Genomic DNA, 24,299 nt, shown 5'->3' with positions numbered 1-24,299 from the left:
GGAGTCTTTCAAAGAGGCAGATATTTCACAAGTCTCTCTGTGTAAGGATTCTTGCACGGGGAGGTTTTGTAGCATGGATTATGAACGTCTTTCGTCAACCTTCAGAAATCGGGTTTCCATGGAGATGCCCTAACTGCTAACCTGCTGACAAGAAGTGAGATGAAGGAAGTGATTGATAAGGACACGGACTTTATGCGATATTTAAAATAATTGGTGCTTATTCTTTCGAGGAAGAGATTTTCGTTGTTAGATTGAACAATAAGGAGTCATTATCCCTCTAATTTTCCCAACCTCTCAGCGCGGTCGATCCAGATCTAACCTTACAGCCATGAGGGATACGGTCAATTTGAGGGCGGTTTCTGTAGAAATTCATATCGGTTGGGAAAATAATGGCGAAACCCGCGTCGTTGTAGTAAAATGAACGTATTCAATTTTTAGAAAAGCCTGATTTTTCTAGGGTTTGACTGTAACAAGAGATGTATTGAAATTACCTTGTAAACTAACAGCGTAAACAAAATTGCGAGGTTTGACTGTAACAAGAGTTGTATTGAAATTAAGTCATGATATTGGCAAAGTCCACAATATTAAAGTTTGACTGTAACAAGAGTTGTATTGATACCTATTTCTTAGAGTTTCTGTTTATCTGTAACAAGAGTTGTATTGAATTCTTTTGTAGAAGTGTACTAAAAACCGTCGAGGCAAATGCTTCGGCGGTTTAATTTTGGGGAGGCTTATTGCTGGTGACGATTCTGTAGGGTAGGAGTAGGGATGGAAGGGTTGTAATTATCATGGATGAGCAACGGGATCTTAACCACAGCTTTCTAATGTACGATGTATAAAGAGGGAACTTATGTTTGGTGACAAGTAGTTGTCATATGTATAATTTAAAATAAGGATGCAAAGCATTTCGCTACAATGAAAACTACTATTTATTCTATAAAAGAAAACTAATATATATAGTAAAAATGACATTTTACAAATATAGGACAAGGTGATATTGTTAAAGGAGGAAATTAACGCCACGCGTTATGGTTTGATTTGCTAGAATATTTATAGCAAAAAATTTCAATGCGTCTTAGTTCCAATAAATTTTACGCTACAGTTTTTTTATAAGGCGTACTTTTTTATTCAAGGTTTACTTCATAGTTGTTTTATCTTTACAGATTTCTACTATACAGCCTCGTTATCATTGTCTGCAATAGGCTAATATATTCATTCTACTTAGGAGAGGGGAACGATATGTTCTATGAACTGAAGGCCACTGTTATTCTGAAGCAGGCGGGCCATCACCTTGAGGTGCCAGAGCGCATTGGTGCGTGGATTGGAAAGGCAAGTTTGCATGATCCAGTACTAAAGCAAACTCATTATGAAACCGCGTACAAACATTATGTGTATGGATCACCGTATCCTCGAGAACAAGATGGAGTGTACAAACAAGGCAGGGCATATGTCATTGTCATACGGAGTTCGATCGAACAGACGCTAAGACGTATTTCTGCCGCACTACAAGTGTTGAGAGAAGATACTTATATTGAGCTTCTCGCTGTGTCGGGTGTGTATAGCAAACAATTGGCTCATATTACCGAGCTAACGACGGTGACCCCAGCGATTGTTACCGTGGATAACAAGCCGTGGGTATCCGGTGGAGATATTGAGCTGCTGTTGAAACAGATACATTCTAACGCAGAGAAAAAACGAAATAGCCTGTACCCTGATGAGCCGGTTCGACTTGATTATTATTTTGCAGAGGGCATTCAGGTGTTGAATATGAAACCGATTGCTTATTGCTATAAAGGCCGCAAGTTGCTCGGCAACAAGCTTCGCTTGCTTATACGTGAGGATGCGTTGTCGCAGCAACTGGCGCATGTGGTGTTGGGGTCGGGGATTTCGGAGAAGAATTCAATTCTAGGAGCGGGCTTCTGCCTTGCTAAAGGTCTGGAATGATGCAGAAAGGAGGCGAAATGGATGTTGCAAGATGTATCAGACAGCTATTTGTTGGCCAAAGAGAAATTTCCCGATATTGTCTTTGATTGTCACCGCCCGAAGGAAGGGCTATATGTGCGATTGCAACTTGACCAGAGTTGGGACGAGCAGTGCGATAGTTTCGAGCAGAATCATCTATTAATATATGCGAAAGAAGATATAGCTCCCGCTCAAAAAGAAATATACGAGTGGTTCAGAATGCGGGACTATTATAGTTCTCTTATCACGATGAACAAGGCGGTTGACACCGGGAAACAAATCCATAGCAATAATCCGTTCGCACTTTATGCCAAGCGTGAAGTGTTCTTGGATGAGAAACAAGGCAGCACATCCACCATGCAGGAGCATGTGAATCGGTTCCTCGGCATGACGCTGCCGGATCAGGTTCGACAGAAGTGGAATAGCCTTATTCCGAAGAAATCAATTTCCCAAAAAGGCGCTGATCCCATAACGCCCGAAGCTTTGTTCGCGAAGACAGAGTATGCAGTTGCACTGGATTATTTGGCAAGTGACTTGCGAAGCGGACGTGTTGATGAGATTGCGGCATGGTATGCCGCAAATTTAGGGCAGCTAACTGAATTCATTCGAAGCATTGAGTTTAAAAACTACATAAAGTTATTTTTTACTATTACTCAAGACGACTCCACCTTAGACTCACTATCATGCGAGAACATTTATAGACAAGAGTACATCCTTTATACCATACCTAAAATTTTCAATAGCAACGATTACAATCAATTGGTTGACGGACAACTAGTTGGATTACCAAGCTTTAATGTCAGTATGAATAGCAAAAAACCGTTTAATGAGCACAAAAGCATGCGGGTGCAGGTGCCTGTCCGTGTGACCTTGCAAGAGGCTATCTTGATGAAGCAAGCTTCAGAATGGCTCCTTTCGAAGCCGAAGTATGTAATGAACAAGTTCTCATACGAGAGCGATTTTACGATAATTCCCGCTTCTAGGCCTCAGGGAGCTTATCACGTCTATGTGGACGGAAAAGAGAATGAAGTGCTTGATTATGAAAACGTCCCTTTCCCTACGGAGATGTCAATAAAGATCAGGATTCAGAATGTGCTGGGGACCACATCAGGGAAGGACAAGGATAGGAAAGAGTATCCTTATATCGAAAATACCGAACAGCTGCAGAGAGAAATCAGTCGTCATTTTTTCAGAGGACGCATGAATGGACAATTTGTGCGTGATGAACCGAAGCCTAAGCACAAAGATTTTACTTCCGTGATGGCGGCATTGTTTATGCAGAGCAGACAGGCCTTTCATGACTGGTTATTCAAGGGGACGGAACTGACGATTCGTCCGCTTTTTGCACGCACCACGGTGCGGCTCATTGAGGAACAAATGCTGCATGTGGAACCTGCGGGGCAGAACAAAGGGAATCAGCTGGATTTGCGCTGGCTTGCGGATGCAATGAACGTCAGACTGTCGTTGATCTCTTATTTAGAACGGAACGAAGGAGGAAGGACTATGTCGGATCGGATTACCGGAGTGATGGACTCGTTGAAGGATAATCTGGCGGTTGGATGTGAAAATATTTGCAAGGATGATATGGAGTTTTATTTCTTGGCTGGTCAGCTTGCATATTACCTTAAGAGCCAATCAGAGACCCAACAAAAGAAAGGGGATCTGTTAGAGCCGTTTCTTATGGCTAGACGCAGTGATCAGTTGAAAAAACGACTGGAAGAAGCCTATATTCTGCACAAGCACAAGATTAGGTTACATCATGAGAAATTTAATCGAGCATTCTCAAGTGTATTTGGCTATAAACCGGAGGCCGGATTAGAGGGCGATGCCAGAGAAATGTTTATGGCCGGCTTGTTTGCGGAGAACTGGTTCTATGAAAAAGGTGAGAAGTCGAGTATGGATAAAGTAAAATCAATTGATGAAGGAGCGGATCTCAATGGCGAAGAAGAATAACCGGGTCGTAGGGTTGATTGGAATTGTGAGCAGAATGGCCAATTGGAATGCAGATTTTACAGGCTTGCCGAAAACGATAAGCAATGGACAAATATTCGGGAGTGATAAAGCGCTGAAGTATAGCATCAAGCGATATTGGGAAGAAGAAGGTCGCAAAGTGCTATATATTCGTTCATATAAGTTAGGCAACGGAAAGGGGAAAGATGTAGACAAATTGCAACCCCGGGCGTTGGATGAACGGTATGAGGATTTATTTGGAGAAAAAGTGTCTTCAAGTTCTTCGGAAGTATTAAACCGGTTGTTTCAATGCGTGGATGTCATGAATTTTGGTGCTACTTTTGCCGTGAAAGATCAAAATATTGGATTAACGGGTCCTGTACAAATTGGACAAGGTTTCAATAAATGGGACAGTGCTGCTGTTGAGGTACAGGATATACTATCTCCTTTCCGCAACTCCAATGAGAAGAGCGTTGACAGGGACGCCACTTCGATTGGAAAAAAGACAACGGTAGATGAAGCCCACTACATCTATCCATTCTCAGTCAATCCGAAGCATTATGACCATTATACGGAACATCCCGGAATGGAACAATTCGAGGGATACACAGAGGAAGCGTATGAAGCCTTCAAGCAAGGTGCGTTGATCGGGGCAACCATGCAGAACACGAACAGCAAGTCGGGAGCGGAGAATGCCTTTGCACTGTTTATCGAATTCAAGGATAATGTGCCGGCTTATATGCCTAATCTCGATCCCTACGTCAAAGTCAGAAAAGATAAAGAGCGTACCGTGTACGATCTAACAGCCATTGATCCTCTATTGGCCGATGTAGACGAGCATATCGAACGCGTAGAAATTTACGTCAATCCTTATGCGGCGGATATCGAACTTTCCTCTCCTCGGGCGCATTTCTTCAATATATTTACGCGCACAGCTATTACTCAGGGGAATCATGGGATTGCTTATCAGCGATAGGGGGGGAGGACGATGAGGGCGCTCCGTTTTGAACTCCGGGGAGAGACAGCGTTTTTCAAGAAGCCAGATGTCAATGTACATGCCTACTTTACCTATAGTCACATACATAAGGTAGCTCTGTACGGGTTGCTTGGCGCGATTATCGGTCTTGGTGGATACGCTCAACAGCATGAACGGAATTCCTTGCTGGCTAGAAGCCCTAAGTCGGAAGGCAATGCAGCAATTTTTCCGGTATTTTACGAGGTGTTTCGAGATGCTTGGGTCAGTATTGTTCCTCATGGGGATCGCGGGTATTTTTCGAAAAAGATTCAAATCTTCAACAATACAGTTGGTTACGCTAGTCAGGAAGCAGGTGGCGTGCTGAATGTGCGGGAGCAGTGGCTGGAGCGCCCGCATTGGACGGTATATGTAGCTGATTATGAAGGACTGTCGCGAGCCACATTTGAAAGACTCGCTGATTATATTCTGAACTCCAAGGCGGAATACATGCCGTATTTGGGGAAAAATGATCATCCTGCCACGATCCTTAAACCCAGTCTGATTGAGATCGAGAAGCCGGAAGAAGCGCCTTATTATATCGATTCTCTACGATCTGCTCATATTGGCAGTAATGCTCGCGGTACAATTAAGAACAGAGGGTTGCAGAGCTTCTTTAAGGAACATATGCCGATAGGGATGAACGCAGAAAATAACGGATATATGATGAAACCGTTGGTGTTCACCAACCATGAGATCGATTCGGATACGTTGGAAGAGGAAGATTGGAATAGGTTGTATGTAGATGGGGAGCAGACTTTGTACTTTATTTAACTGAGAGCAAAATTCACCCGCAGCTGGAGAGGATGATCCTTTCCAGCTGCTCCTTTCAAGGGAGAGGAAACAATGCCAAATGATTCTCGGATCACGAAGTGGCTGACGGACGAAGCGATAGGCAGGTTACATGCACATCACCCTGATGATGGAAGCAACCGACAAGCTGAGACACTCGAAGAACATAGTGATCTGGTTATGTACTATGCAAAGATGCTGATGAGTGACAACGGGGTAGGTGCCGCTGTGGATCGGGCACTGGAACGGATGAAGATGGACGGTGAGGACTTGGGTGAGCCAGTTCTGGAACTGATCCGAGGATATTTCGCCCAAGCGATATATTTGCATGATCTCGGCAAAGTGAACCCTGCTTTTCAGTGGAAGAAAATGAAGAATGGAGTAGTAGGGCAGCGCGGCAAGACAGGAAGCAGTCATCATTCGATGCTGTCTGCGTTGCTCTACTTGCATATATACTTGTCTGAATTGCGCGTCATGGAAGCATCCGGGGAATTGGCAAAAGGCAGGCGTCGTAACAAAAAGGTGTTTGCTTTTTTACGGCATATTCTTTTTACATTTGCCTATGTCATCTCGCGTCATCATACCTATTTGGGCAACATGGAGGAACCGGATGGGGAACAGTTAACTGCTTTTGAGAGAGACATTCATCGTATGTATGAGCACGTACAGGAACATCCAACTTATGTACACTATTATCGGGATAAAGAAGCTTTGATGCTGAGTACTACCTTATTTCATGATATTGTAGCAGCCAGAAATGAGCGCTTTAAGGATATGCATCCTCCATTTCCCATGTATAGCCTTGTTAAGCTTCTCTATTCCACGATGGTATCATCTGATTTCCGCGCTGCTTATCAATATAAGGAGCAGAAGTCGCCCCAAATGCAATATTTCGGGGAGAACCTGCCGCTGCAGCCCGTGTTAGAGGCGTATCAGCAAGGAAAATTATATAAAGGCATTATGATCTATAAAGATAACCCGGAGATATCGGAATTAAGTGAGATGAATCGATTACGTGCAGCGTTATTTCTAGAGACCGAAAACCGTCTACTGGGAGGGCTGCATGAAAATGTCTTTTATCTCGAGGGACCGACTGGATCGGGTAAGACAAATATGTCGATTAATTTGGCTTTACAGCTGTTGAACAGTAATCTCGGTCTAAACAAGCTGATTTATGTGTTTCCTTTTAATTCACTCATTGAACAAACGAAGGAGACATTAGACGGCATTTTTGCCCAGGAATCGTTGGGGGATTATAAAGTAGAGGTTATTAATTCCATCACACCTATGGTTACGGAAAAAGAGCGGCAGGCAGTACAGGAACAGGACAAGGATAGATGCGAGCCCGAGCATGACTTCAAATCGATACTACTGCAGCGTCAATTACTTCAATATCCAGTGACACTTACCTCTCATGTGAATTTTTTTACCTATTTATTTGGCACCGGGCGGGAGTCAAATCTTGCATTTGCTCATCTGTGCAACAGTGTCATTGTTCTGGACGAAATTCAAAGCTACCGCAACTTATTGTGGAAAGAAATCATTCACTATCTTCGCTCATTTGCAGAGATACTGAACATTAAGTTTATTATCATGTCGGCTACATTGCCGCAGCTTGATCAATTGCTGGAACGTTCGGATGAAGAAAGGTTAGCAGAAACCTATTCTTTGGTGCAAAATCGGGAAATTTACTTTTCCAATCCGCTTTTTTGCAATCGGGTGCAGCTTCATTTTGAATGGTTGTCAGAAGGAAAGATAGAGGTCGAGCAACTATTGGAGCGAGTCGTTGAGGTATTTCATGAACGTAAGAAGAGGGGGAGCGGTAATCGAATACTGATAGAGTTTATAAGCAAAAAATCAGCCCGTGTTTGTTATGATTTGATTCGCGCCAAAGTTGGCAATATCCCTGTCTATGAGTTGACCGGAGACGACAGTCACTTTTACCGGAACAAGCTGTTGAAGCTGCTCGGGAAGGATGGGAGCGGAAGCTTTATATTGCCAGAGGTTATAGTTGTTGCCACCCAAGTGATTGAAGCCGGCGTGGATATTGATATGGATGTAGGTTTCAAAGACATTTCACTGCTGGATAGTGAAGAACAGTTTTTGGGGCGCATCAACCGTTCCTGTGACCGTTCGGATTGTCATTCATACTTCTTCGATATGGACAAGGCGGGCACCATTTATCGTAATGACTGGCGAACGGAGCATGATCTCCATCACGCGACCTATCAACAAATGCTGCTTCATAAAGACTTTAGTGAATTTTATCAATTGAACATGCGGCGAATAAATGAGTCGCGACAGCGGTCTGACCAGAGCAATTGGTTTTATTTTAGGAACAATGTACAGACGTTGAACTTTCCGGCATTGAAAAAGCATATGGAGCTTATTCCAGACAAAAATGTATCGTTGTTTCTTAATTGCACGCTTGAAACAGAGGATGGCCCGCTAAGCGGTGAAGAGGTGTGGAATGAGTATGTGCGATTAGTGACTGACCGAGTGATGGATTATTCCGAACGAATGGTGCGGTTATCTTTGGTTCGACATCAGATGAATTATTTTACCTATACGTATCGGGTGGTGAATGGAGAAACACCGTGCATATATTCCGAGCGGATTGGGTCGCTGTACTATGTTCCTAATGGAGACGAATACATGGATTGGGATGAGTCGACAAATACGATGAAATTCAATCGATTAGCTTACGAACAGGCTGAGAGGGGGCCTTTACTGTGAAGATAACGGGTACGATGGTGAATTATTATATCCATTGTCGCAGACAATGCTGGCTGTTCGCTAATGGAATGAAATTGGAGGATGATAGCGAGGATGTGCGTATCGGGAAGATAATGCATGAGTTGCAAAGCGAAGGCAAACGCAACCGGGAGGTAGCGATTGACGGCATCAAGGTAGACAAGCTTACGGATCAGTATGTGACGGAAATAAAGAAATCCGATGCCGATGTGGAGGCTACGAAGTGGCAGACATTGTACTATATGTATGTTCTGAAGCAGAAAGGGATGGAACGCAAAGGAATGCTCCAGTTTATCGAACGCAACAAGGGGACGGGGAAAACGATTGAGCTAGAGTTGGATACGGAAACGGAGCAATCATTAGTCAAGATGCTGAATGAGTTGGAGGATTATATAGGTCAAGAGCAGCCGGAAATGGCTGTCCGAGAAAAGAAATGCAACCGTTGTGCCTATTACGCCTACTGTTTTCTATAAAAATAGGGGAGGGGAGTAAATGTCCAAGTCAAAGTCTGCTTCTTCGACAAGATATATTCGAACACCAGGCACGTTAGGACGAGAAGATAATTCATTAACTTTTCGCAGTGAAAAGGGAATTGTGCATTTGCCGATTCATGGGATAAAAGAGCTCTACTTGTTAAATGAAGTTTCGCTGAATAGCAAGTTATTTTCATTTTTATCAGCTGCGGGGATTACCGTCCATTTTTTTGATTATTACGGTCATTTCAGGGGGAGCTTTTATCCTAAAGAAGCCAGGGTTAGCGGGAAAGTGAAGCTTCTGCAGGCCAAGGCTTGTCTGGAACGAAGAATGCCGATTGCCAAAGCATTCGTTATTGCTATTGCGCTCAATATTCACGAAGTGCTGTATCATTATTATAAGCATGGCAACAAGGAAATTAAGCCTTATTTGGATTGGCTGAAACAAGATGTGCCCCGCCTGTTGGATAAAATCCACGATATTCCCCGTCTGCTCAGTGTGGAGGGTGAGGTGTGGCGGCGATTTTACGATTCTTTTAAGACGTTTTTGCCTGTGGATTTTAAGATGAATAAGCGGGTTAAGCGACCGCCGGATAATCCTTTGAATGCCATGATCAGCTTCGGCAATATGATTCTGTACACCAAAACGATAACCCAAATTTATCATACGCATCTCGATCAAAGTATTAGCTTTTTGCATGAACCGAGCGATCGGCGATTCTCATTAAGTCTTGATCTATCGGAGCCGTTCAAGCCGTTAATCGTATATCGAACGATATTTGAACTTGTCAATAACCGCAGAATACAGGTGGGAAAGCATTTCGAAAAACAGTATAATTACTGTCTTTTGAATGAAGCGGGTCGGGATGTGTTCGTAAAAGCTTTGGAGGAACGGATGGAGCAGGTGTTCGATCATGGGACGTTAAAGCGGAAAATCAGTTATTTAACTGCGATTAAATATGACGCATATAAATTAAAGAAGCATATTGTTGAAGGAACACCTTTTGTGCCTTTTCTTGCTAAGGAACGGAGGTGAGCAGGTATGGCTAAGAACTATAACTATGTCATTCTAGTCTATGATATCGGTGAGAAGCGTGTAGGACGTGTATTCAAAATATGTAAAAAATATCTTGTCCATTTTCAAAAATCGGTTTTCCGTGGAGAGATCACCCCTGCTAATCTATTAAAATTAAGAGGTGAATTGAAGAAGGTAATTGAGAAGGAATCGGATTTTATAGCGATATTTAAAATGACAGGCGATTACGTATTCGATGAGGAGATTATTGGTGTTAGATTGAACAATGCAGAGTCTCTACTCCTCTAATTTTCCCAACCTCTCAGGGTACTCGATCTTGGTTTAGTCCTAGCGCTGCAAGGGATTTGGGCGATTAGAGTGTAGTATTGGAATAAATCGATTTCGGTTGGGAAAATAATGGTGAAACCCGCGTGGTTGTAGTAAAATGACTATATTAGCTTATTAGGAAAACGTGATTTGACTAGGGTTTGACAGTAACATGAGATGTATTGAAACAAGCGTGAAAGCATGTCCTCCCAACGCTTCCGGTGCGTTTGACAGTAACATGAGATGTATTGAAACTTACAAATCAAATATCTAGGTAGGTGATCGGCGTGGCGTTTGACAGTAACATGAGATGTATTGAAACCAGAATACGGAACGGAAGAGTATTGGGAGATGGAAGGTTTGACAGTAACATGAGATGTATTGAAACATGTCAAATGCACGGGAGAGAATTAATGGAGCAATGGTTTGACAGTAACATGAGATGTATTGAAACCCGCATCCAATATAGCCGCCTGGAACACACCAGCCTGTTTGACAGTAACATGAGATGTATTGAAACGTATGACAGGAAGGATTATACAGTCCCTGACATTGCGTTTGACAGTAACATGAGATGTATTGAAACAATTTTAGGGCTAGTCCATTTGTTCGCTGTCATCATGTTTGACAGTAACATGAGATGTATTGAAACATAACTCCAATCGGAGGATATGCCATTGGATTGCATGTTTGACAGTAACATGAGATGTATTGAAACGCGACAACCTGCTCGTCGGTGAGTCCCATTTCTCCGGGTTTGACAGTAACATGAGATGTATTGAAACGTTGTACCAACTCGTTATATAGTTCAGCCTTCTTCGTTTGACAGTAACATGAGATGTATTGAAATTCCGGCAGCGCGCGCCATACAAATGGCGTTGGGCTTGTTTGACTGTAATATGGGATATATTAAATAAGTTTCGAATAGCTCGCCGGGCTTACTAACCGTGAGGACGGATCCTTTACAGATGCGAAGAATTTTGAAGTTATGTCATCCCTTGGAAGGAAACGACCGCGGGTTCAAATCCCGCCATCTGTGCCATGTAGATGTAGATCATTTGGAGAGTACTCGCCTTGAAGCGAGAGGTAAAAGGTTCGAATCCATCCACAGGTGCCTATTATCGGGTCTTGGAAGTGCATGAACCCCCTGACCCGCATGTCACATTCCTCCTGTTGACCATCCGAAAGGGGGGCTTTTTCCGTCCAAAACACCCTTGAAATAGCCTCTGAAATAGCGAAAAATGGCCTGGTACGACTTTGGTGTATATGTATATATCTAAAATTACTGATTTTGACTAACTTTTATGTCTGTTTGTCTGTTGAACACTTATAGTGGTTACATAACAAAAAAGTCTTGATATAAAAGCTTTGAATGCAACCACTATTTATCCACCGTACAGGTGCCTCTGATTATGATATTTAGTTGAATGAGAGTGGCTTTGTATCTCGATTCACCAATGACCGTTAATGAATACTTTTACGGAGTCAACGAATCTGTGTTAAGCATATACTGAATTACATTGAATGCAATCAACAATAGCACAAAAGCTATCACGATTCTAATTATGATTTTTCGCTTAGAAGAACCTTTAGTTTTATTTTTTTCGTTCTGTTCATCCATAACAACACCTCCTCTAACTAAGAATATTAAATAACGGGCGACTTTATGAATCGCCCGTTATTTCTGGAAAATAATTAGAAGGTCATATATTTAGTCAGTTCTTTCTCTGTCACTTTACCGATACCTTCAATGATAATGTAAAAAGACATGGTACCGACGATGTTCGCATATCCACCTGTTTTCTCTGTGTTCACATGTACAGATGACCTTTCCTTGCTGTGTTCCCAGCTAGTTCCGGGGTGAAACCCGAAATAAGCACTATCTGTTCTAGGTGTGCCAACAATTTTGTCAGTTTTGTTGTTGACTTCACATATGACATACGCCTTCATCCATGTAACTCCGGTGTCGTTCCATGTCTTCTCATGTGTAACTGTGCGAGTTTCGTAGTCAGCGAGCGCTTTCACAGAGCTTGACTGATGTTCGACAGCGTTTTGTATCGAAGAAGTCAAATCATTATAATAATTCAATAATGCCGCATATTCGTCAACAGAGTTTACTTTAACATATCCGTTTGCACTGGATGCATTACGTAATCCTTGCGTTCCCTGTGCAGGATTTGCTGTTGAGAAACCATTAGCTTGAGCTACCTCTTCATAGGAATTAAACTTTCCTGCATACTTTGAGAAGTACTCGTTAGGAACAATGTCATGCACTGATAACGATTGTGCAGCAGTTACAACCTTTGCAGGAGCAGCCTCTGCTGAAGCCGATAATGCATAAACATTAAACACAATAGCACAAGCAAGTACAATTTTCTATATTCCCTTTTTTAAGCGGACATTGCATCACGCTTTTTATGGAGAAATAGCTAATATGAAGTGATACATCATTTATTTTCTATTGATGAAATGAAGAGTATCTTCCGAATTCAATATAATACCATATATAACTAAATATAACAAGATCAAAGACGTAAAATTCTTACTTGATTTCCTGAAATTTTAGTTAGCTTCACTCCTTTTCTGAAACTCCAAAAGATAAACATCCAATTCTTGACTCAATCTCACGACAGTTAAATCAGTGAAGCTCTTGTTATTATCTACTGCCTGTATCAATTGCAGCCGGATACTTTCAATTTTTTCGCTTAAGCAGTCATGCTTTTCATAACAATAGTAGAAAGGCTTAATTACTGGAACACCCTTTCGTATTTTATGACAGCGTAAATGGTTGGCGCGCTTCATCCATAAACTGTATCTTTTTTGATTGTACCAGAGGTTGGGTAATTATCGTTTTTATGTAATTAAATGAAACCTTCGTTTCAAAATACTTTTATAGTAAATCAATAAAGGAGAAACCATTATCATGGTCTCTCCTTTATTGTCTCCGTTCTACTCTTTACAGAATCCCAATTGACGATTTTAGTATTTTCACAATTACCAAATATGATCATTTACAAATGTGGTAACAAAGTCTGATCCCCAAAATGAAGCAGCCACAAGAATAATTCCAGCTAAAAACGAGTAATTAATTGACCGTTTGTTCATGTTCTTCCTCCTGTTCATTACATTGATTGTAAAGTATTTGGAGTTTTTTAAGATTAGCAATGCTCATTCCTTCATTACTGGTAATGTGTAAACTGACTACTAGATTGATGCACTCACGTTCCTTTTTAACTGCATTAACTCTAGAATATCTCAAAGCGCTTTTAAAAAAACAGTCTATTCCTTCTTCCGTACTCCCTAATGAAATATAATAATTCCCTTTTATTTTATAGTAATGTGCGACTTCCAGCTGCTTAAAAGGTGAGGTGTAAGGAATAGAAATTATTTTTTCTTCATAATTTAAAAGCTCTTCAATTGCCGAAAGATTATCATTTTGGAGATACAGCAGCATAAGCTGATTTAAAATGTGCAGCAGTGAATTTTGTCCACAACTTTTCAAACATTCTTGAAGTTGTTCTATAGCCAAATCCACATTTCCTTTTTTAGCATACAAAACAGCGGTCGTTACTTTTACGTTGTCTTTAATAAACGGAAACGGAAACTCACTATATCTAATCATATACTCTTCGCACATGTCATATTTGCCCAAGAAATAATAAGAATCACAGATGATACCATGTGCTTCAGCGCTCAAAATACTTTTTGTTGGATCTTCGTCGATTACTTTCTCACATAAGGCGATACTTTCCTCAAAACAACATAAATTGTAAGCATGAACCCCAAGTCTATAATGTAAGTTAACGCGCTCTTCTACCGATAAACAATGAGCATATTTCAAAATGTATCTACCTTTTTGATAGGTAGCGTTTAATTTACTGAAATCATTTCGTTCAATGAGATATTCTTGCATTAATCCTTTAGCGATATAAAACATAATTCCGTGGTCTCGTGAGTAATCAATGATGAGTTTATACAAAGATAATTTAATGGAGGTATCTTTTACGGAGTCTGTCGTTTGATACAGTTTTTCTACTAAATTTTCACTATTTTCCTTAGGTGATTCAAGGAATTTAGTCGCTATCTTAATAACTAACGAAGAGGGTATGGAAATTTCAAGTACTTTCAGTAATATTGAATACATCACATTTGCTTTGTGTCCTATCTCGATGTACAGTTCTACGATGTCATTACGGGGGATATCTAAAGCAGCAGCGATAGACAATATCATTTGAAAATCGGGGCGTTTAACCTCTCCATTTTCAATCCTTGACAGGCTGCCCTTATCAATGCCCACCAGTTCCTGTAATTTGTTTAAACTGATGTCTTTTTTTTGACGATAATACTGTATTTGCTCCCCCAAGCTTTTAGGCTTCGCAGCAACGGTACTCACAACTTCACCTTCCTTTGTGATGCAAGTAATTGACCACCTATAATTTACCATGGATTTTACGAAAGGTAAACAATTCTTAACGAATTAACCATTTTGTTCAAATATTCAGTAAAATAAGCAATGTTGCCAATTGAGTGCCCTCTGCGTAGATTCCGAGGGAGTAATCCTTCGTCTTATCAGTCTTATCCTCTTTGTCATATTGGCGTAACATATCCAATCTATGATTGCTTTGTAAGCACCTATGTACAAAGCGCATGCTTTCGAAGCGAGCTTTGCTTCGCTAAGCATTTAGGAGGAATATCATGATGAAAAAAACCATTTTAATTACCGGAGGGACAGGCTCTTGGGGAGGGGAGTTGATCAGTCAACTGTTGGTTTATCATCATCCGCAAGAAATTCGCGTCTTTTCGCGCAATGAAGCGTTGCAAGTGGCAATGAAGCAGCAGTTCAATGACCCAAGATTGAACTTCATCGTCGGAGATATCCGCGACAAGCAGGAAATCGCCCAAGCTTGCCAAGGAGTTGATGTGCTCTATCATCTTGCCGCGTTGAAGCATGTGCCGATCTGTGAGAATCAGCCGGACATTGCCTTGAAGACGAATGTAATCGGAACACAGCATGTCATTGAGGCAGCCATAGAGCACCGTGTCCAAAAGGTAATTTACGTGTCGACCGATAAAGCTTCCAATCCATCGAGTACATACGGGATTACGAAGGCTATCGGTGAGAAATTGATCATTCATGCAAATGCAAGAGATACGCAAACCCGGTTTGTCTGTGTGAGGAGCGGAAATGTTCTGGGATCCACCGGCAGCGTCATCCCGATCTTCAAGCATCAAATTCAGCATCAGCTGGAGGTTGGAGTGACAGACATGCGGATGACGCGGTTTTTCCTGACGCTGGAAGATGCCGTTCGCATGCTGATCGTTGCAACAGAGAAGAGCAGAGGCGGCGAAACCTTCATCATGAATATGCCGTCCTGCAAAATTATAGATATCGCGCAAGTCATGATTGAACAGTTCGGGACGGGAGACGTGCCAATCAAACAATTGGGCATGCGCCTCGGCGAAAGGCTCAATGAAACGTTAATTTCAGAAGATGAAAGCGGCAGGTCCATCCATTTCGATGATCAATACTTTGTTATTTTGCCTGCCTTTCCTATTGAAGGACTTCAGGAGCATTATGCTGACTGCCCTCCGATTTATTTTCAAAGCTATCATTCTGAAAGCTCGCTCATGACAAAAGATGAAGTCAGAAGGATGCTAAAAACGGGCGGTTTCTTGGCATGAATAAAAGAATTATATTTACGGGCGGCGGCTCTGCCGGACATGTTGCAGTGAACCTTGTGCTCATTCCCAGATGTATACAGGAGGGATGGGACATTCATTATATAGGCTCCGAGCACGGAATTGAAAGACAGCTTGTGGCCAAGTTCGAGCAGGTTCATTATCATGCCATCTCAACGGGGAAGCTGAGAAGATATTTCGCTTGGGCTAATGTCACTGATGTGTTTAAGATTATTAGAGGCGTATTTCAAGCTTGCGATTTGATGAAAAAGCTGAAGCCCGATCTTGTTTTTTCTCAGGGCGGTTTTATTCCACACGCAAGCGGCGGCACCCGGACAGGCCAGATTCTGAATGCCGAGAACTTTCAACAGGCCGGGTACGCCAAAATGTTGCTTGAAACGCATCTGACAGGCGGAAATTTTATGGAGAGCCTATTCGATGTCTACCAACATCGTGAAGCTTATATAAGGCAGATGAAATCAAGGGATGCCGAAGAAGCTTTAGCCGTGAACATGATCATGGGGCTAATCAAAGAGACAGTAGAGAAGAGCAGCCGTCATGAGGCATAATATCGAGAAGTGGTTGTTGGTTGCTTTTTTCGCTATAGTGATTATACTCTTCTTTTATGGGAAAACACGGCAGTGAACATCCAATTCTTATTACAAAAGGAGCCGGAACGATGATGAAATTGCTTCAATTTGCCCAAGAAGATTGTCCCTTGCATCTTAAAGAGCAGATTATATGGCTAATGAGGCAGCAATGGCCTCAAGCATTCGAAGGCAAGGGGGAGAATATAGACTGGCCAGAGAATCCGGCAACTCATCCAACATCTTTCGTATTGGTCGAGAACGATATCGTGATTAGCCATGTTGCCGTTCCAGGCAAGAATATTACACATGGAGGACTTACGTATAAAGCGTTTGGGCTAAGCGAGGTCATGACCAATCCTATTTACCGCCATCAAGGATTCGGTGTGAAGCTTGTACAAGAAGCAGCTTCGTATATCGAAAAAAATGAACCGGATATCAGCATATTTACTTGTGAACCTTCTTTAGTTAACTTTTATACGCAAGGCGGATGGGAATATCAAAAAAATGTGTGCCTTGTTGGCGGTACACGCAGCAAGCCTTTTCGCAGCGATTCTTTAGGGTTGTCTACCATGATGCGTTTTTTCTCGGATAAAGCGCAATGCAATCGTTGTGCTTTTGAGGAAACAGACGTTTATCTGGAGCTAGGTGAAGGGATGCTATGGTAGGTGGTGCCGGTGCAAGCCTCTCTGTGCAAGGTTTCTTGCGCAGGGAGGCTTTGTTGTGTGGCGGGATGTGCCGTTAGATTCAAATAGAGGAGAGAGAATGTTTTCTAAAAATGGTTGCGGACTTTTAAGTGCCTGTAAAATGTCCCGCGTGCGGTTATCGCCTTGAAGGCAAAGAAACGGAGTTCCGTGACTGTGGCTTGGCGTTGCAATGAATGACGGGATGAAAAGTGTATGAATAATAGAGGGATAAACGTTCTTGTCACATTGTGGCATATAATGCTACAATCAATAAATTGAATGACTAGTGTTTATGGAAAATGAGAAGGGCTCGGTTGAGCCCCGGTTTCTATAGATTATGACTTTTTCTTGCTCTTATTTTTATCCTTGTCATCGCCCTGATCATCATCTTCTTCCTTGTCTTCCTTCTCTTCGTGGAATTCGACGGCGGAATGTCCAGTGATGTAGTCGAACGGCGTGTAGTTGCTGTCAGGAAGGCCTTTTCCGGCAATGATCTTGGAAGAGATGATGCCCAGGAGCACCAATATAGGGATAATCAAGGAGAATATCATTATCGCACCGACGTCCATCCGGACACATCCTTCCTCTTTGTTTGTAGCTAGTACGAACTGGGCTGTTAATGGTTTCAAAAAATTAGTGGTAATTACATAAGAAAAATGGTGAATGACAGGTGACGCAGCAGGAAATAAAATATGGCATGTACACGATGTGCCTGGTGCAAGACGGCGATCGTGTGCTGTTGATCAATCGCCCCAATGAGCGCGGATTTCCCGGTTATTTGGGACCTGGAGGGAAGGTGGATTTCCCGGAAAGCTTATCGGAAGGCGTTATTCGAGAAGTGTATGAAGAGACGGGGCTTCGCGTTAAGAACCTGATTTATAAAGGGCTCGATGAGTACGTTGTCCCGCAAAAAAACTATCGGTACATGGTGTTCAACTATGTAGCAGACTCGTACGAGGGTGAACTGCTGGTCAATCCGCCTGAAGGTGAATTGGCCTGGGTATCCATCGATGAAGCGATGGAATTGCCGATGCAGCCTTGGTTCAAGAGACGGTTTCCTTTGTTCTTCGAACCAGGCACGTTTGAAATTTCGGTCGTGTGGGATGAGGATGCTAATGAGCCGATAGAGGAGAGCATTAAGATATTAAAGTAGATAAACTATCAGGAGACGCCTCTATGCATGTTGTATTGTTCATTATTTCGATGTTATTCCTGAGTCTGCTTGTTTCGGATCCTAATCCGGAGCACGCAATCCTCCCGGCGGCTATTTCGATCGTTACATTCGTATTTTCTCTCTTGTTTTGGCGAGATCATCGCTTGAATGACGAATTCTCCGACTGGATTGTCGAGAATCGGGAACGGTTGAAGCAAGACGGATTGATGTTCAACGGTATTCTTATCGATGCCCAGACTGAATTTATTCAGTACGAAGTATGCATTTCGGTCGCGTATATCAGTTATCGGGGTAAGACCGCCTATTATGTGAACGGACATCATTTCACATCAATGTACTCGTTGTTTTTTTCTATGTACTGCTTGATATTTGGATGGTGGGCCTTGCCGAAGGGACCTCTGAATACGATAAAGGCGGTTATGCATAATATACGAGTTCAGCCTCGGAAGCTTAATTCCGTGGTGAATGAGATTATCGTAAATCGTATGAAACCAAGTGCATGAAAGGATTCGAGAAACCATATAGACAGGTGATGGACAGATGCACAAATTATTACTTTTCATATGTTTCCTCTTCCTGCTTGGTTTAGGCAACAGCATATATCGGCAAGATATGAGCAATGCGATATTCCAGATCGTCATCGCATGTATACTATTTCTATTATATGTAGTCTTTCGCCGGAATGCCCGGAAAAAGGCTGATTTTGAAGGTTGGCTCCTGACTAATCGGGAACAATTCATGATGTCCTCCGAGCTCATTTATGATGGCATTCGGCTGGATAAGGATTCGGAACTCGTCCAGTATGAAGTTTGTTTTTCGTTCGCTCTTATTAGCTTGCGGAGCAAAACCCGCCATTACGTGAAGGGCTATCACTATACGCCGCTCTTGAATTTGATGTTTACGGCGTACACGTTCCTCTTCGGCTGGTGGGCCTTGCCATTTGGCCCTATTTATACGTTGCGATCCATCGGATCTAATCTATTTTCCAAGCCGAAGCTGCTGCACACGGTGGTAGGGGAACTGGCTGTGGCGCAGGCGGCGGAATCAAAGGATACATAGGTTGCAACACAGAAGCGAGCCGGGACTAGGCTCGTTTTTATTTGCACGCAGGCGGGAATGGCAGCAGCCCCCCTCCCTTGGAAACGGCAATATAGTGCAGGCCTCTGTAGAAGAGTCCTTAGTTCCATTCACCCTTACGGTCAGGAACGATTACGATGAGGTAAGGCGCATGCCGTTTTGTATAGATGCCATAGCGTATCTAGCGGTCGATCTCCTGACGGTAATTAGCCAAAGCCATCTTCTCGGGAGGGCATCTTCTGATAGAAGGGGAGAATGAAGCAAAGAGGCGGCTGAAGTGGATCCAATACGCGCTTTCTCATTTTCGAAAGGCACTAAAATCGGAGGTTGTCGTTATTGGCGTCACGGGTGATTGATTAGAGCAGATGTAATAATTGGGGACATCATTCTGCAGGTTGCCGTTTGGCAGCTAATAAAGTAGGCGAGAATCCGTTTCAACCCTGGTCTTATGCTCATACCCTAAATGGAATAGGGAGGGATGAGAGTATGGCAAGTAACGGATCGCTTTGCGGGCAGTTCTCTAACATTATCGGGGGCCAACCCGGCTTCGCTGGGGGAAAGTGCGTATCGACAATAAACCGAGATCAAATAAGAGCAAAAATATTAGGAAAACAATTTACAGTTACGTCTTCTTTTTCATTCGAATCATTAAATAATAAATCTGGCAGAGCGCTATGTTTAGGTAGAGCAGCATTTTTACAAAACGAAGTCGATAAATTTACATCGGCCATTCGCAATCAAGGAATCAAAGTTACGTCTGTACACAACGAATGGCTATTCGAGCGCCCTCGTTTGATTTATATCAACATCGAAGCTGTTGAAAAACCGCTTATTTTCGCAAGAAAAGTCAGGAGAGCGCTTGATGTTATTTAATTGAAGGGAATTCTGTAGATAAGATTGAAGTTTAAGGCTCCACCAACATTAACTATGTAACGTCTGGGAAACCAGGCGTTTTTGGTTTTTTGGGAAGAAAATCGCCCTGCCCAATGATAGATCCACTCTCCCTTTCCGTCAGAAACGATTGCGAGGAGGGAAGGCGCATACTATACCGTATTTCAGGAACGATCCCCTGATGGTGATATTCGAGATGAGTGTGGAAGCGACCTCGATGCCGTATACATTCTGCAAGTGATCCTGAATTTCGCGGGTGCTTACGGTTATGAAGTGAAGTAGCTGCTCAAGAAGCACTCTATGGACCGCAAAAAAACGGGCAACCCAAGAATGAAGCCTCGGGCTGCCTTTTTGTCTTTTTGTTATAGGAATTTCTTCATTTCATTAAAAGCTAACTCTCTATGGCCTGCTTGACAGTGTTGTTCACCACCTGTTTCTTTCGTGAATACTGTAGTTGTAATGGAAGCAGCATTCATTAATTCTTGTTGAATTTGTGGCAGCCGGCTAATAGGCACGTATTGATCATCTTCTCCAGCTAATAAAAGAACATCTTGATTAATGAATGGTCCAATTCCGTGCATCGTGTGTTTTTCAAAATTTTTAATGAGATCAAAAGGCGTTGATTCACCGGTGTTTTCCATTCCTTTTGTAATTTTCCAGCTTAAATCAATATTGTTAGCCATCATATTTTCAAATAAAGAATTAACTTTATCTGCTTCATTACCATCAACTAGCTGCATAATACCATTATAAGTTTCATCTGGCATACGATTTTTTAATGCATCAAGACCACAATAGAATATGTTAAAGGCAACTACTTTATCTATTCTCTTTTCGAAAGCCGCAGCACGCATAGCTAAATATCCTCCCCAAGAAGCGCCTACGATGCTTACACGATCTAACTTGAAATAATCAATCACCGATGATATTGGTTTTTCCCAGTTGTGAATGAATTTGAGACCGTTTTTTAATGCAGTTCCTTGGCCTGGACCATCAAATACAATAATATTGTAATCAATTCCTTTTATAAATTTCATCATTTTAAGCATCTCTTCCATGTAAGAATCATAACCGCCAAAGACCAGTAATGTTTTTTTAGCCCCAGGTGTCAATAATTTTACAGCAGGAAGGTAGGAGTCTTCATAGGGAATCTTATAGGATTCATAATCAAAATCATGAAAGCCTTTATAGAAGGTTTCTCTATATTTTTGATACATTTTTTCTTTATTTGGGTCTGCAGGCGCAAGATAAAATTCTGCAGCTTGATAGTAGACCGAGGCTAAGTCATAGTCCTTGCTCACTTCGCGTTTCTTGGCAAAATCCAGCCAAGCTTCATACCAGCTATTTGCATCATTTAATCTCGGAATAATGGTTTCCAAGTCAGCATTTGCTCTATCATCTTCTTGATAATAATCATTTATGAAACGATTAATTTGAAGATTGAATTGTTCATTATTTACATATTGTTTAAACATATTTATCCCTCCTGTAGTTGAGTATGTAGTTATTCTAAAGCATAGAAAAAGAGCGATTGAACGGGGACTAATTGAATTACTCAAACAAGCTGACTTTAAAGATATTACGATCAAAAAATTTGTGATCATTGTAACATGTAGCATCAGCTGATTTACGCAAAGAATTTGAACAAATTTTGTTTAGAACTTGCTTAGATTATTTAAACCATCAGATTTCTTCAAGTTCTATCGCATTGGAATATGTAGCAGAATTATATGCCGCTAACTCAATGGTGTTTCTGAAACGAAAAAGATGCGAATATACTTCTTCTTGCAAATCAAATGCAAGAATATATTTTTACACAGTTAAAGTCTAGCTTGTATAAAGGTTAAATGTATATTTCCCCGCAATCATCTTGTTCGTATCGTTAACGAGATGGTGAACCGACTGGACGACCAACTGTTTGCTGCCGCTTATCCTGGCGGAGGTCGTCATAGTTACCATCCCAAAATGCTCACCAAGGTCATCCTTTACGCCTACACCCAGCGCGTCTACTCTTCCCGTCGAATCACTAAAGCGGTTCGTGAACCGATTCCTTTCATGGTAATTTACAGTTTTCTTTCATTTAGCCCTTTGATCGGGCTGCATTATTAAGTAAAATATGGAATAGAGGCTGGGGAATAGGAGGCAATGATGAAAAAAACGACGTGGTTAGCCGTAATCTTCTTACTTACGAATGTAGGCTGGGGCATACTCTATGCTTATCAGCAGGGACAACAGGGAGTACGCGACAACAAAGGGACAGACATCTATACTTTAGCAGGAAGCGGTGTCAATTGGCGGGTGGACAACTATCGAATTGTAGTGACTCCCGATAACATACAACGGGGCAATGCCAGCTTGATTTACTTGGGCGAAGCAGACGATGTTGCCGACAGCGACTATTATTCGGTGACTTTTTTTGAACCGGATGCGAAGTTCGGAGCTGAACCTGTGTTGAGTAAAAAGGCCCGTGCAGAGGGCGGTCCAGTGAATATACTGGTCAATGTGAACAAGATAGGGACTATTACGGGGCCTTATGAGTACGGTGAAACAGCGAAGACGAAACAAGATTATGAGAACACCTACGTTGAAATGATCTGGAAGGATAATGACGGAATGAAAAACAAGGAAACCATTCAACTGCAGCTCGTTGATCATCTTGATGTGAGCCGTATCGGAGCAGAAGCGGAGTAGACTGCTGATGTTTACCAATGGATCTGACTTCGACTGCATAGATATAATATTGCATACAAGAGGTGAACAATGATGGAGATTGAGGCATTTAAGAAGCTGAAAGAAATAGGGAAGAAACCGGTTAAGGCACAGATTGGTGGATTCCGTCCAGAAGATGGCAGACGGAGCTGGTTTGGCGGACACTTTTACATAGATGCAGAAGCGGGATGGCCTACTGATACGGATGGTCATATGATTCCCGTATTGCAAGCGTATGTACCTGAAATACCAGGCGGCATCGAAGGCGTGGGCCATTCCAGTATGATCCAAGTGTTTCTGAATAAGAAGCAGCTGCCACTGGAGCCCGCGAAGAACGGAGACGGATGGAAACTTATCGAGCATCCATCTGTGGATGGATTGCAGTTGGTTGACACGCCGGAAGAAGTGAGAGGATTAAGAGAATTTCAGATTAAATGGCACTTATCCGAAGAAAATGATTATCTGTGCTGGGAAGAGGCATGGGACTATGTTGATTTGACGCAGGTTAATGAGGACGACGAATGGAGTGACCAATTTTTTGATGAGTTCACGCGCTATACTTTTACTAAAATCGGGGGTTATCCGTCCTACATCCAATCCCCGATCTCGATGGAAGACTGCCAATTCGTCATGCAGTTCGCATCTGAGGAGAAGCCGCGCTTCATGATCGGTGACAATGGCAATCTGTATTTTTACAGATCGCGTGCCGACGGCGAGTGGTATATGTACTGGGATTGTTATTAGGGATGAAGATGGATTTATTGGATTTCATGGTTCATTATTTATGTAAAGAGAGGGTGGTTATACTGAGATCTCAAGCTATCATCGTGAGAAATAATAATCAGATTCTGATGGTTAGGCAGCGTACGGATCGCGGGAAATTGGTATGGAGTTATCCCGGCGGAGGTATCGAGCAAGGAGAGACGCCTGAAGAAGCGTGTATTCGCGAAGTCAAGGAAGAAACGGGATACGAGATTACACTCCACGGGCGAATGAGCGAGATTAAACATAAGCATACGTATCGGGCAGAAATCATCGGCGGCACTTTATCATTAGATAAGACAAAGCCATACAATCAAGAAATCGTAGAGGTTGACTGGATTGACCTACAGGATGAAGACAAGTTCGATTCCATAACGAAGCCAATCCGCGACATCGTGGTGCAACACTTGGCGAAAGAATAGCGAACGAAGACTGGTTAATGTACAAGT

The 24,299-nt window shown here is 42.3% G+C and carries 23 protein-coding genes, 1 tRNA gene, 1 pseudogene and 1 CRISPR repeat array; of the genes and pseudogenes, 20 read left to right on the top strand and 5 right to left on the bottom strand.

Translation table 11 applies throughout. The features are described 5' to 3' along the window. Positions 1-1,239 precede the first annotated feature (1,239 nt). The 9 genes from M3650_RS03000 (at position 1,240) to M3650_RS02960 (ending at position 11,327) form a co-directional block, all read left to right on the top strand. Positions 1,240-1,944 carry a CRISPR-associated protein Cas6 gene (locus M3650_RS03000; protein WP_251572251.1) on the top strand — a complete coding sequence of 235 codons (705 nt, stop codon included), beginning with the start codon at positions 1,240-1,242 and terminating at the stop codon, positions 1,942-1,944. 21 nt (positions 1,945-1,965) lie between these two features. Beyond that, positions 1,966-3,915 carry a hypothetical protein gene (locus M3650_RS02995; protein WP_251572249.1) on the top strand — a complete coding sequence of 650 codons (1,950 nt, stop codon included), beginning with the start codon at positions 1,966-1,968 and terminating at the stop codon, positions 3,913-3,915. After that, a complete protein-coding gene (locus tag M3650_RS02990; RefSeq protein WP_251572247.1) occupies positions 3,899-4,888 on the top strand; it encodes a type I CRISPR-associated protein Cas7 in 990 nt (329 codons plus the stop codon). Before M3650_RS02995 ends, M3650_RS02990 begins: the two co-directional genes overlap by 17 nt. Before the next feature lie 12 nt (positions 4,889-4,900). Then, positions 4,901-5,698, top strand: coding sequence for a type I-B CRISPR-associated protein Cas5b (gene cas5b / locus M3650_RS02985; protein WP_251572246.1), 798 nt, complete (start codon positions 4,901-4,903; stop codon positions 5,696-5,698). Between the two features lie 72 nt (positions 5,699-5,770). Next, the gene (cas3, locus tag M3650_RS02980; protein ID WP_251572245.1) at positions 5,771-8,452 is read left to right on the top strand and encodes a CRISPR-associated helicase Cas3'; all 2,682 of its coding nucleotides are present in this window, start codon (positions 5,771-5,773) and stop codon (positions 8,450-8,452) included. Then, on the top strand, positions 8,449-8,943 hold the full coding sequence (locus tag M3650_RS02975) for a CRISPR-associated protein Cas4 (RefSeq protein WP_251572244.1): 495 nt from the start codon (positions 8,449-8,451) through the stop codon (positions 8,941-8,943). Before cas3 ends, M3650_RS02975 begins: the two co-directional genes overlap by 4 nt. A 19-nt stretch (positions 8,944-8,962) precedes the next feature. Beyond that, the gene (gene cas1b, locus M3650_RS02970; RefSeq protein ID WP_251572243.1) at positions 8,963-9,979 is read left to right on the top strand and encodes a type I-B CRISPR-associated endonuclease Cas1b; all 1,017 of its coding nucleotides are present in this window, start codon (positions 8,963-8,965) and stop codon (positions 9,977-9,979) included. Positions 9,980-9,985: 6 nt separating this feature from the next. Next, positions 9,986-10,267 carry a CRISPR-associated endonuclease Cas2 gene (cas2, locus tag M3650_RS02965; RefSeq protein ID WP_251572242.1) on the top strand — a complete coding sequence of 94 codons (282 nt, stop codon included), beginning with the start codon at positions 9,986-9,988 and terminating at the stop codon, positions 10,265-10,267. 177 nt (positions 10,268-10,444) lie between these two features. Beyond that, positions 10,445-11,135: direct repeats of the CRISPR family, unit length 30 nt; unit sequence GTTTGACAGTAACATGAGATGTATTGAAAC. A 114-nt stretch (positions 11,136-11,249) separates the two neighbouring features. Further along, positions 11,250-11,327: transfer RNA gene (locus M3650_RS02960), tRNA-OTHER, on the top strand. Positions 11,328-11,980: 653 nt separating this feature from the next. On the opposite strand, the gene M3650_RS02955 is transcribed toward M3650_RS02960, so the two are convergent. From M3650_RS02955 to M3650_RS02945, 3 genes are all read right to left on the bottom strand, one after another. Beyond that, the gene (locus M3650_RS02955; RefSeq protein ID WP_251572241.1) at positions 11,981-12,637 is read right to left on the bottom strand and encodes a hypothetical protein; all 657 of its coding nucleotides are present in this window, start codon (positions 12,635-12,637) and stop codon (positions 11,981-11,983) included. Positions 12,638-12,847: 210 nt separating this feature from the next. Beyond that, entirely contained in the window at positions 12,848-13,087 is a 240-nt protein-coding gene (locus M3650_RS02950; RefSeq protein WP_233698058.1) for an aspartyl-phosphate phosphatase Spo0E family protein, read from the bottom strand. A 283-nt stretch (positions 13,088-13,370) separates the two neighbouring features. Next, positions 13,371-14,678 carry a helix-turn-helix domain-containing protein gene (locus M3650_RS02945; protein WP_251572240.1) on the bottom strand — a complete coding sequence of 436 codons (1,308 nt, stop codon included), beginning with the start codon at positions 14,676-14,678 and terminating at the stop codon, positions 13,371-13,373. 302 nt (positions 14,679-14,980) lie between these two features. On the opposite strand from M3650_RS02945, the gene M3650_RS02940 reads away from it, so the two are divergent. From M3650_RS02940 to M3650_RS02930, 3 genes are all read left to right on the top strand, one after another. Continuing rightward, on the top strand, positions 14,981-15,967 hold the full coding sequence (locus M3650_RS02940) for a polysaccharide biosynthesis protein (RefSeq protein WP_251572239.1): 987 nt from the start codon (positions 14,981-14,983) through the stop codon (positions 15,965-15,967). Then, the gene (locus tag M3650_RS02935; RefSeq protein ID WP_251572238.1) at positions 15,964-16,533 is read left to right on the top strand and encodes a glycosyltransferase; all 570 of its coding nucleotides are present in this window, start codon (positions 15,964-15,966) and stop codon (positions 16,531-16,533) included. The genes M3650_RS02940 and M3650_RS02935 overlap by 4 nt, the downstream gene beginning before the upstream one ends. A 110-nt stretch (positions 16,534-16,643) precedes the next feature. Continuing rightward, positions 16,644-17,219 carry a GNAT family N-acetyltransferase gene (locus M3650_RS02930; RefSeq protein WP_251572237.1) on the top strand — a complete coding sequence of 192 codons (576 nt, stop codon included), beginning with the start codon at positions 16,644-16,646 and terminating at the stop codon, positions 17,217-17,219. Positions 17,220-17,572: 353 nt separating this feature from the next. Here the strand turns inward: M3650_RS02930 and M3650_RS02925 are convergent, their stop codons facing one another. Continuing rightward, on the bottom strand, positions 17,573-17,806 hold the full coding sequence (locus M3650_RS02925; RefSeq protein ID WP_251572236.1) for a DUF3951 domain-containing protein: 234 nt from the start codon (positions 17,804-17,806) through the stop codon (positions 17,573-17,575). Between the two features lie 128 nt (positions 17,807-17,934). On the opposite strand from M3650_RS02925, the gene M3650_RS02920 reads away from it, so the two are divergent. The 4 genes from M3650_RS02920 to M3650_RS02905 all read left to right on the top strand — a co-directional run bounded on the left by M3650_RS02920 (position 17,935) and on the right by M3650_RS02905 (position 20,361). Continuing rightward, the gene (locus M3650_RS02920) at positions 17,935-18,390 is read left to right on the top strand and encodes an NUDIX domain-containing protein (protein WP_285848300.1); all 456 of its coding nucleotides are present in this window, start codon (positions 17,935-17,937) and stop codon (positions 18,388-18,390) included. Between the two features lie 23 nt (positions 18,391-18,413). Beyond that, complete coding sequence (locus M3650_RS02915; protein WP_251572234.1) at positions 18,414-18,914, top strand: hypothetical protein; 501 nt, start codon at positions 18,414-18,416, stop codon at positions 18,912-18,914. A 37-nt stretch (positions 18,915-18,951) separates the two neighbouring features. Beyond that, entirely contained in the window at positions 18,952-19,470 is a 519-nt protein-coding gene (locus M3650_RS02910; protein ID WP_251572233.1) for a hypothetical protein, read from the top strand. Positions 19,471-19,974: 504 nt separating this feature from the next. Beyond that, positions 19,975-20,361, top strand: coding sequence for a DUF1259 domain-containing protein (locus M3650_RS02905; protein ID WP_251572232.1), 387 nt, complete (start codon positions 19,975-19,977; stop codon positions 20,359-20,361). Positions 20,362-20,741: 380 nt separating this feature from the next. Here M3650_RS02905 and M3650_RS02900 read toward each other — a convergent pair whose 3' ends face one another. Continuing rightward, positions 20,742-21,854 carry an alpha/beta fold hydrolase gene (locus M3650_RS02900; protein WP_251572231.1) on the bottom strand — a complete coding sequence of 371 codons (1,113 nt, stop codon included), beginning with the start codon at positions 21,852-21,854 and terminating at the stop codon, positions 20,742-20,744. A gap of 361 nt (positions 21,855-22,215) precedes the next feature. Here M3650_RS02900 and M3650_RS33080 point away from each other — a divergent pair. The 4 genes and pseudogenes from M3650_RS33080 to M3650_RS02880 all read left to right on the top strand — a co-directional run. Continuing rightward, a pseudogene (locus tag M3650_RS33080) lies at positions 22,216-22,437 on the top strand (transposase); the annotation flags it as partial. 90 nt (positions 22,438-22,527) lie between these two features. After that, positions 22,528-23,070 carry a hypothetical protein gene (locus M3650_RS02890; protein WP_251572229.1) on the top strand — a complete coding sequence of 181 codons (543 nt, stop codon included), beginning with the start codon at positions 22,528-22,530 and terminating at the stop codon, positions 23,068-23,070. A gap of 69 nt (positions 23,071-23,139) precedes the next feature. Continuing rightward, positions 23,140-23,832 (top strand): DUF1963 domain-containing protein, encoded by a 693-nt coding sequence (locus M3650_RS02885; RefSeq protein WP_251572227.1) that lies wholly within the window; start codon positions 23,140-23,142, stop codon positions 23,830-23,832. Positions 23,833-23,915: 83 nt separating this feature from the next. Then, positions 23,916-24,272, top strand: a complete 357-nt coding sequence (locus M3650_RS02880; protein WP_251572225.1) for an NUDIX hydrolase — start codon at positions 23,916-23,918, stop codon at positions 24,270-24,272. Positions 24,273-24,299: the final 27 nt, after the last annotated feature.

Origin of the sequence: Paenibacillus sp. MER TA 81-3 (assembly GCF_023713585.1) — a bacterium.
GTDB lineage: Bacteria > Bacillota > Bacilli > Paenibacillales > Paenibacillaceae > Paenibacillus_B > Paenibacillus_B profundus.
Note: the sequence above shows the minus strand (reverse complement) of the source record. Positions and strands in the feature narration are given on the sequence as shown.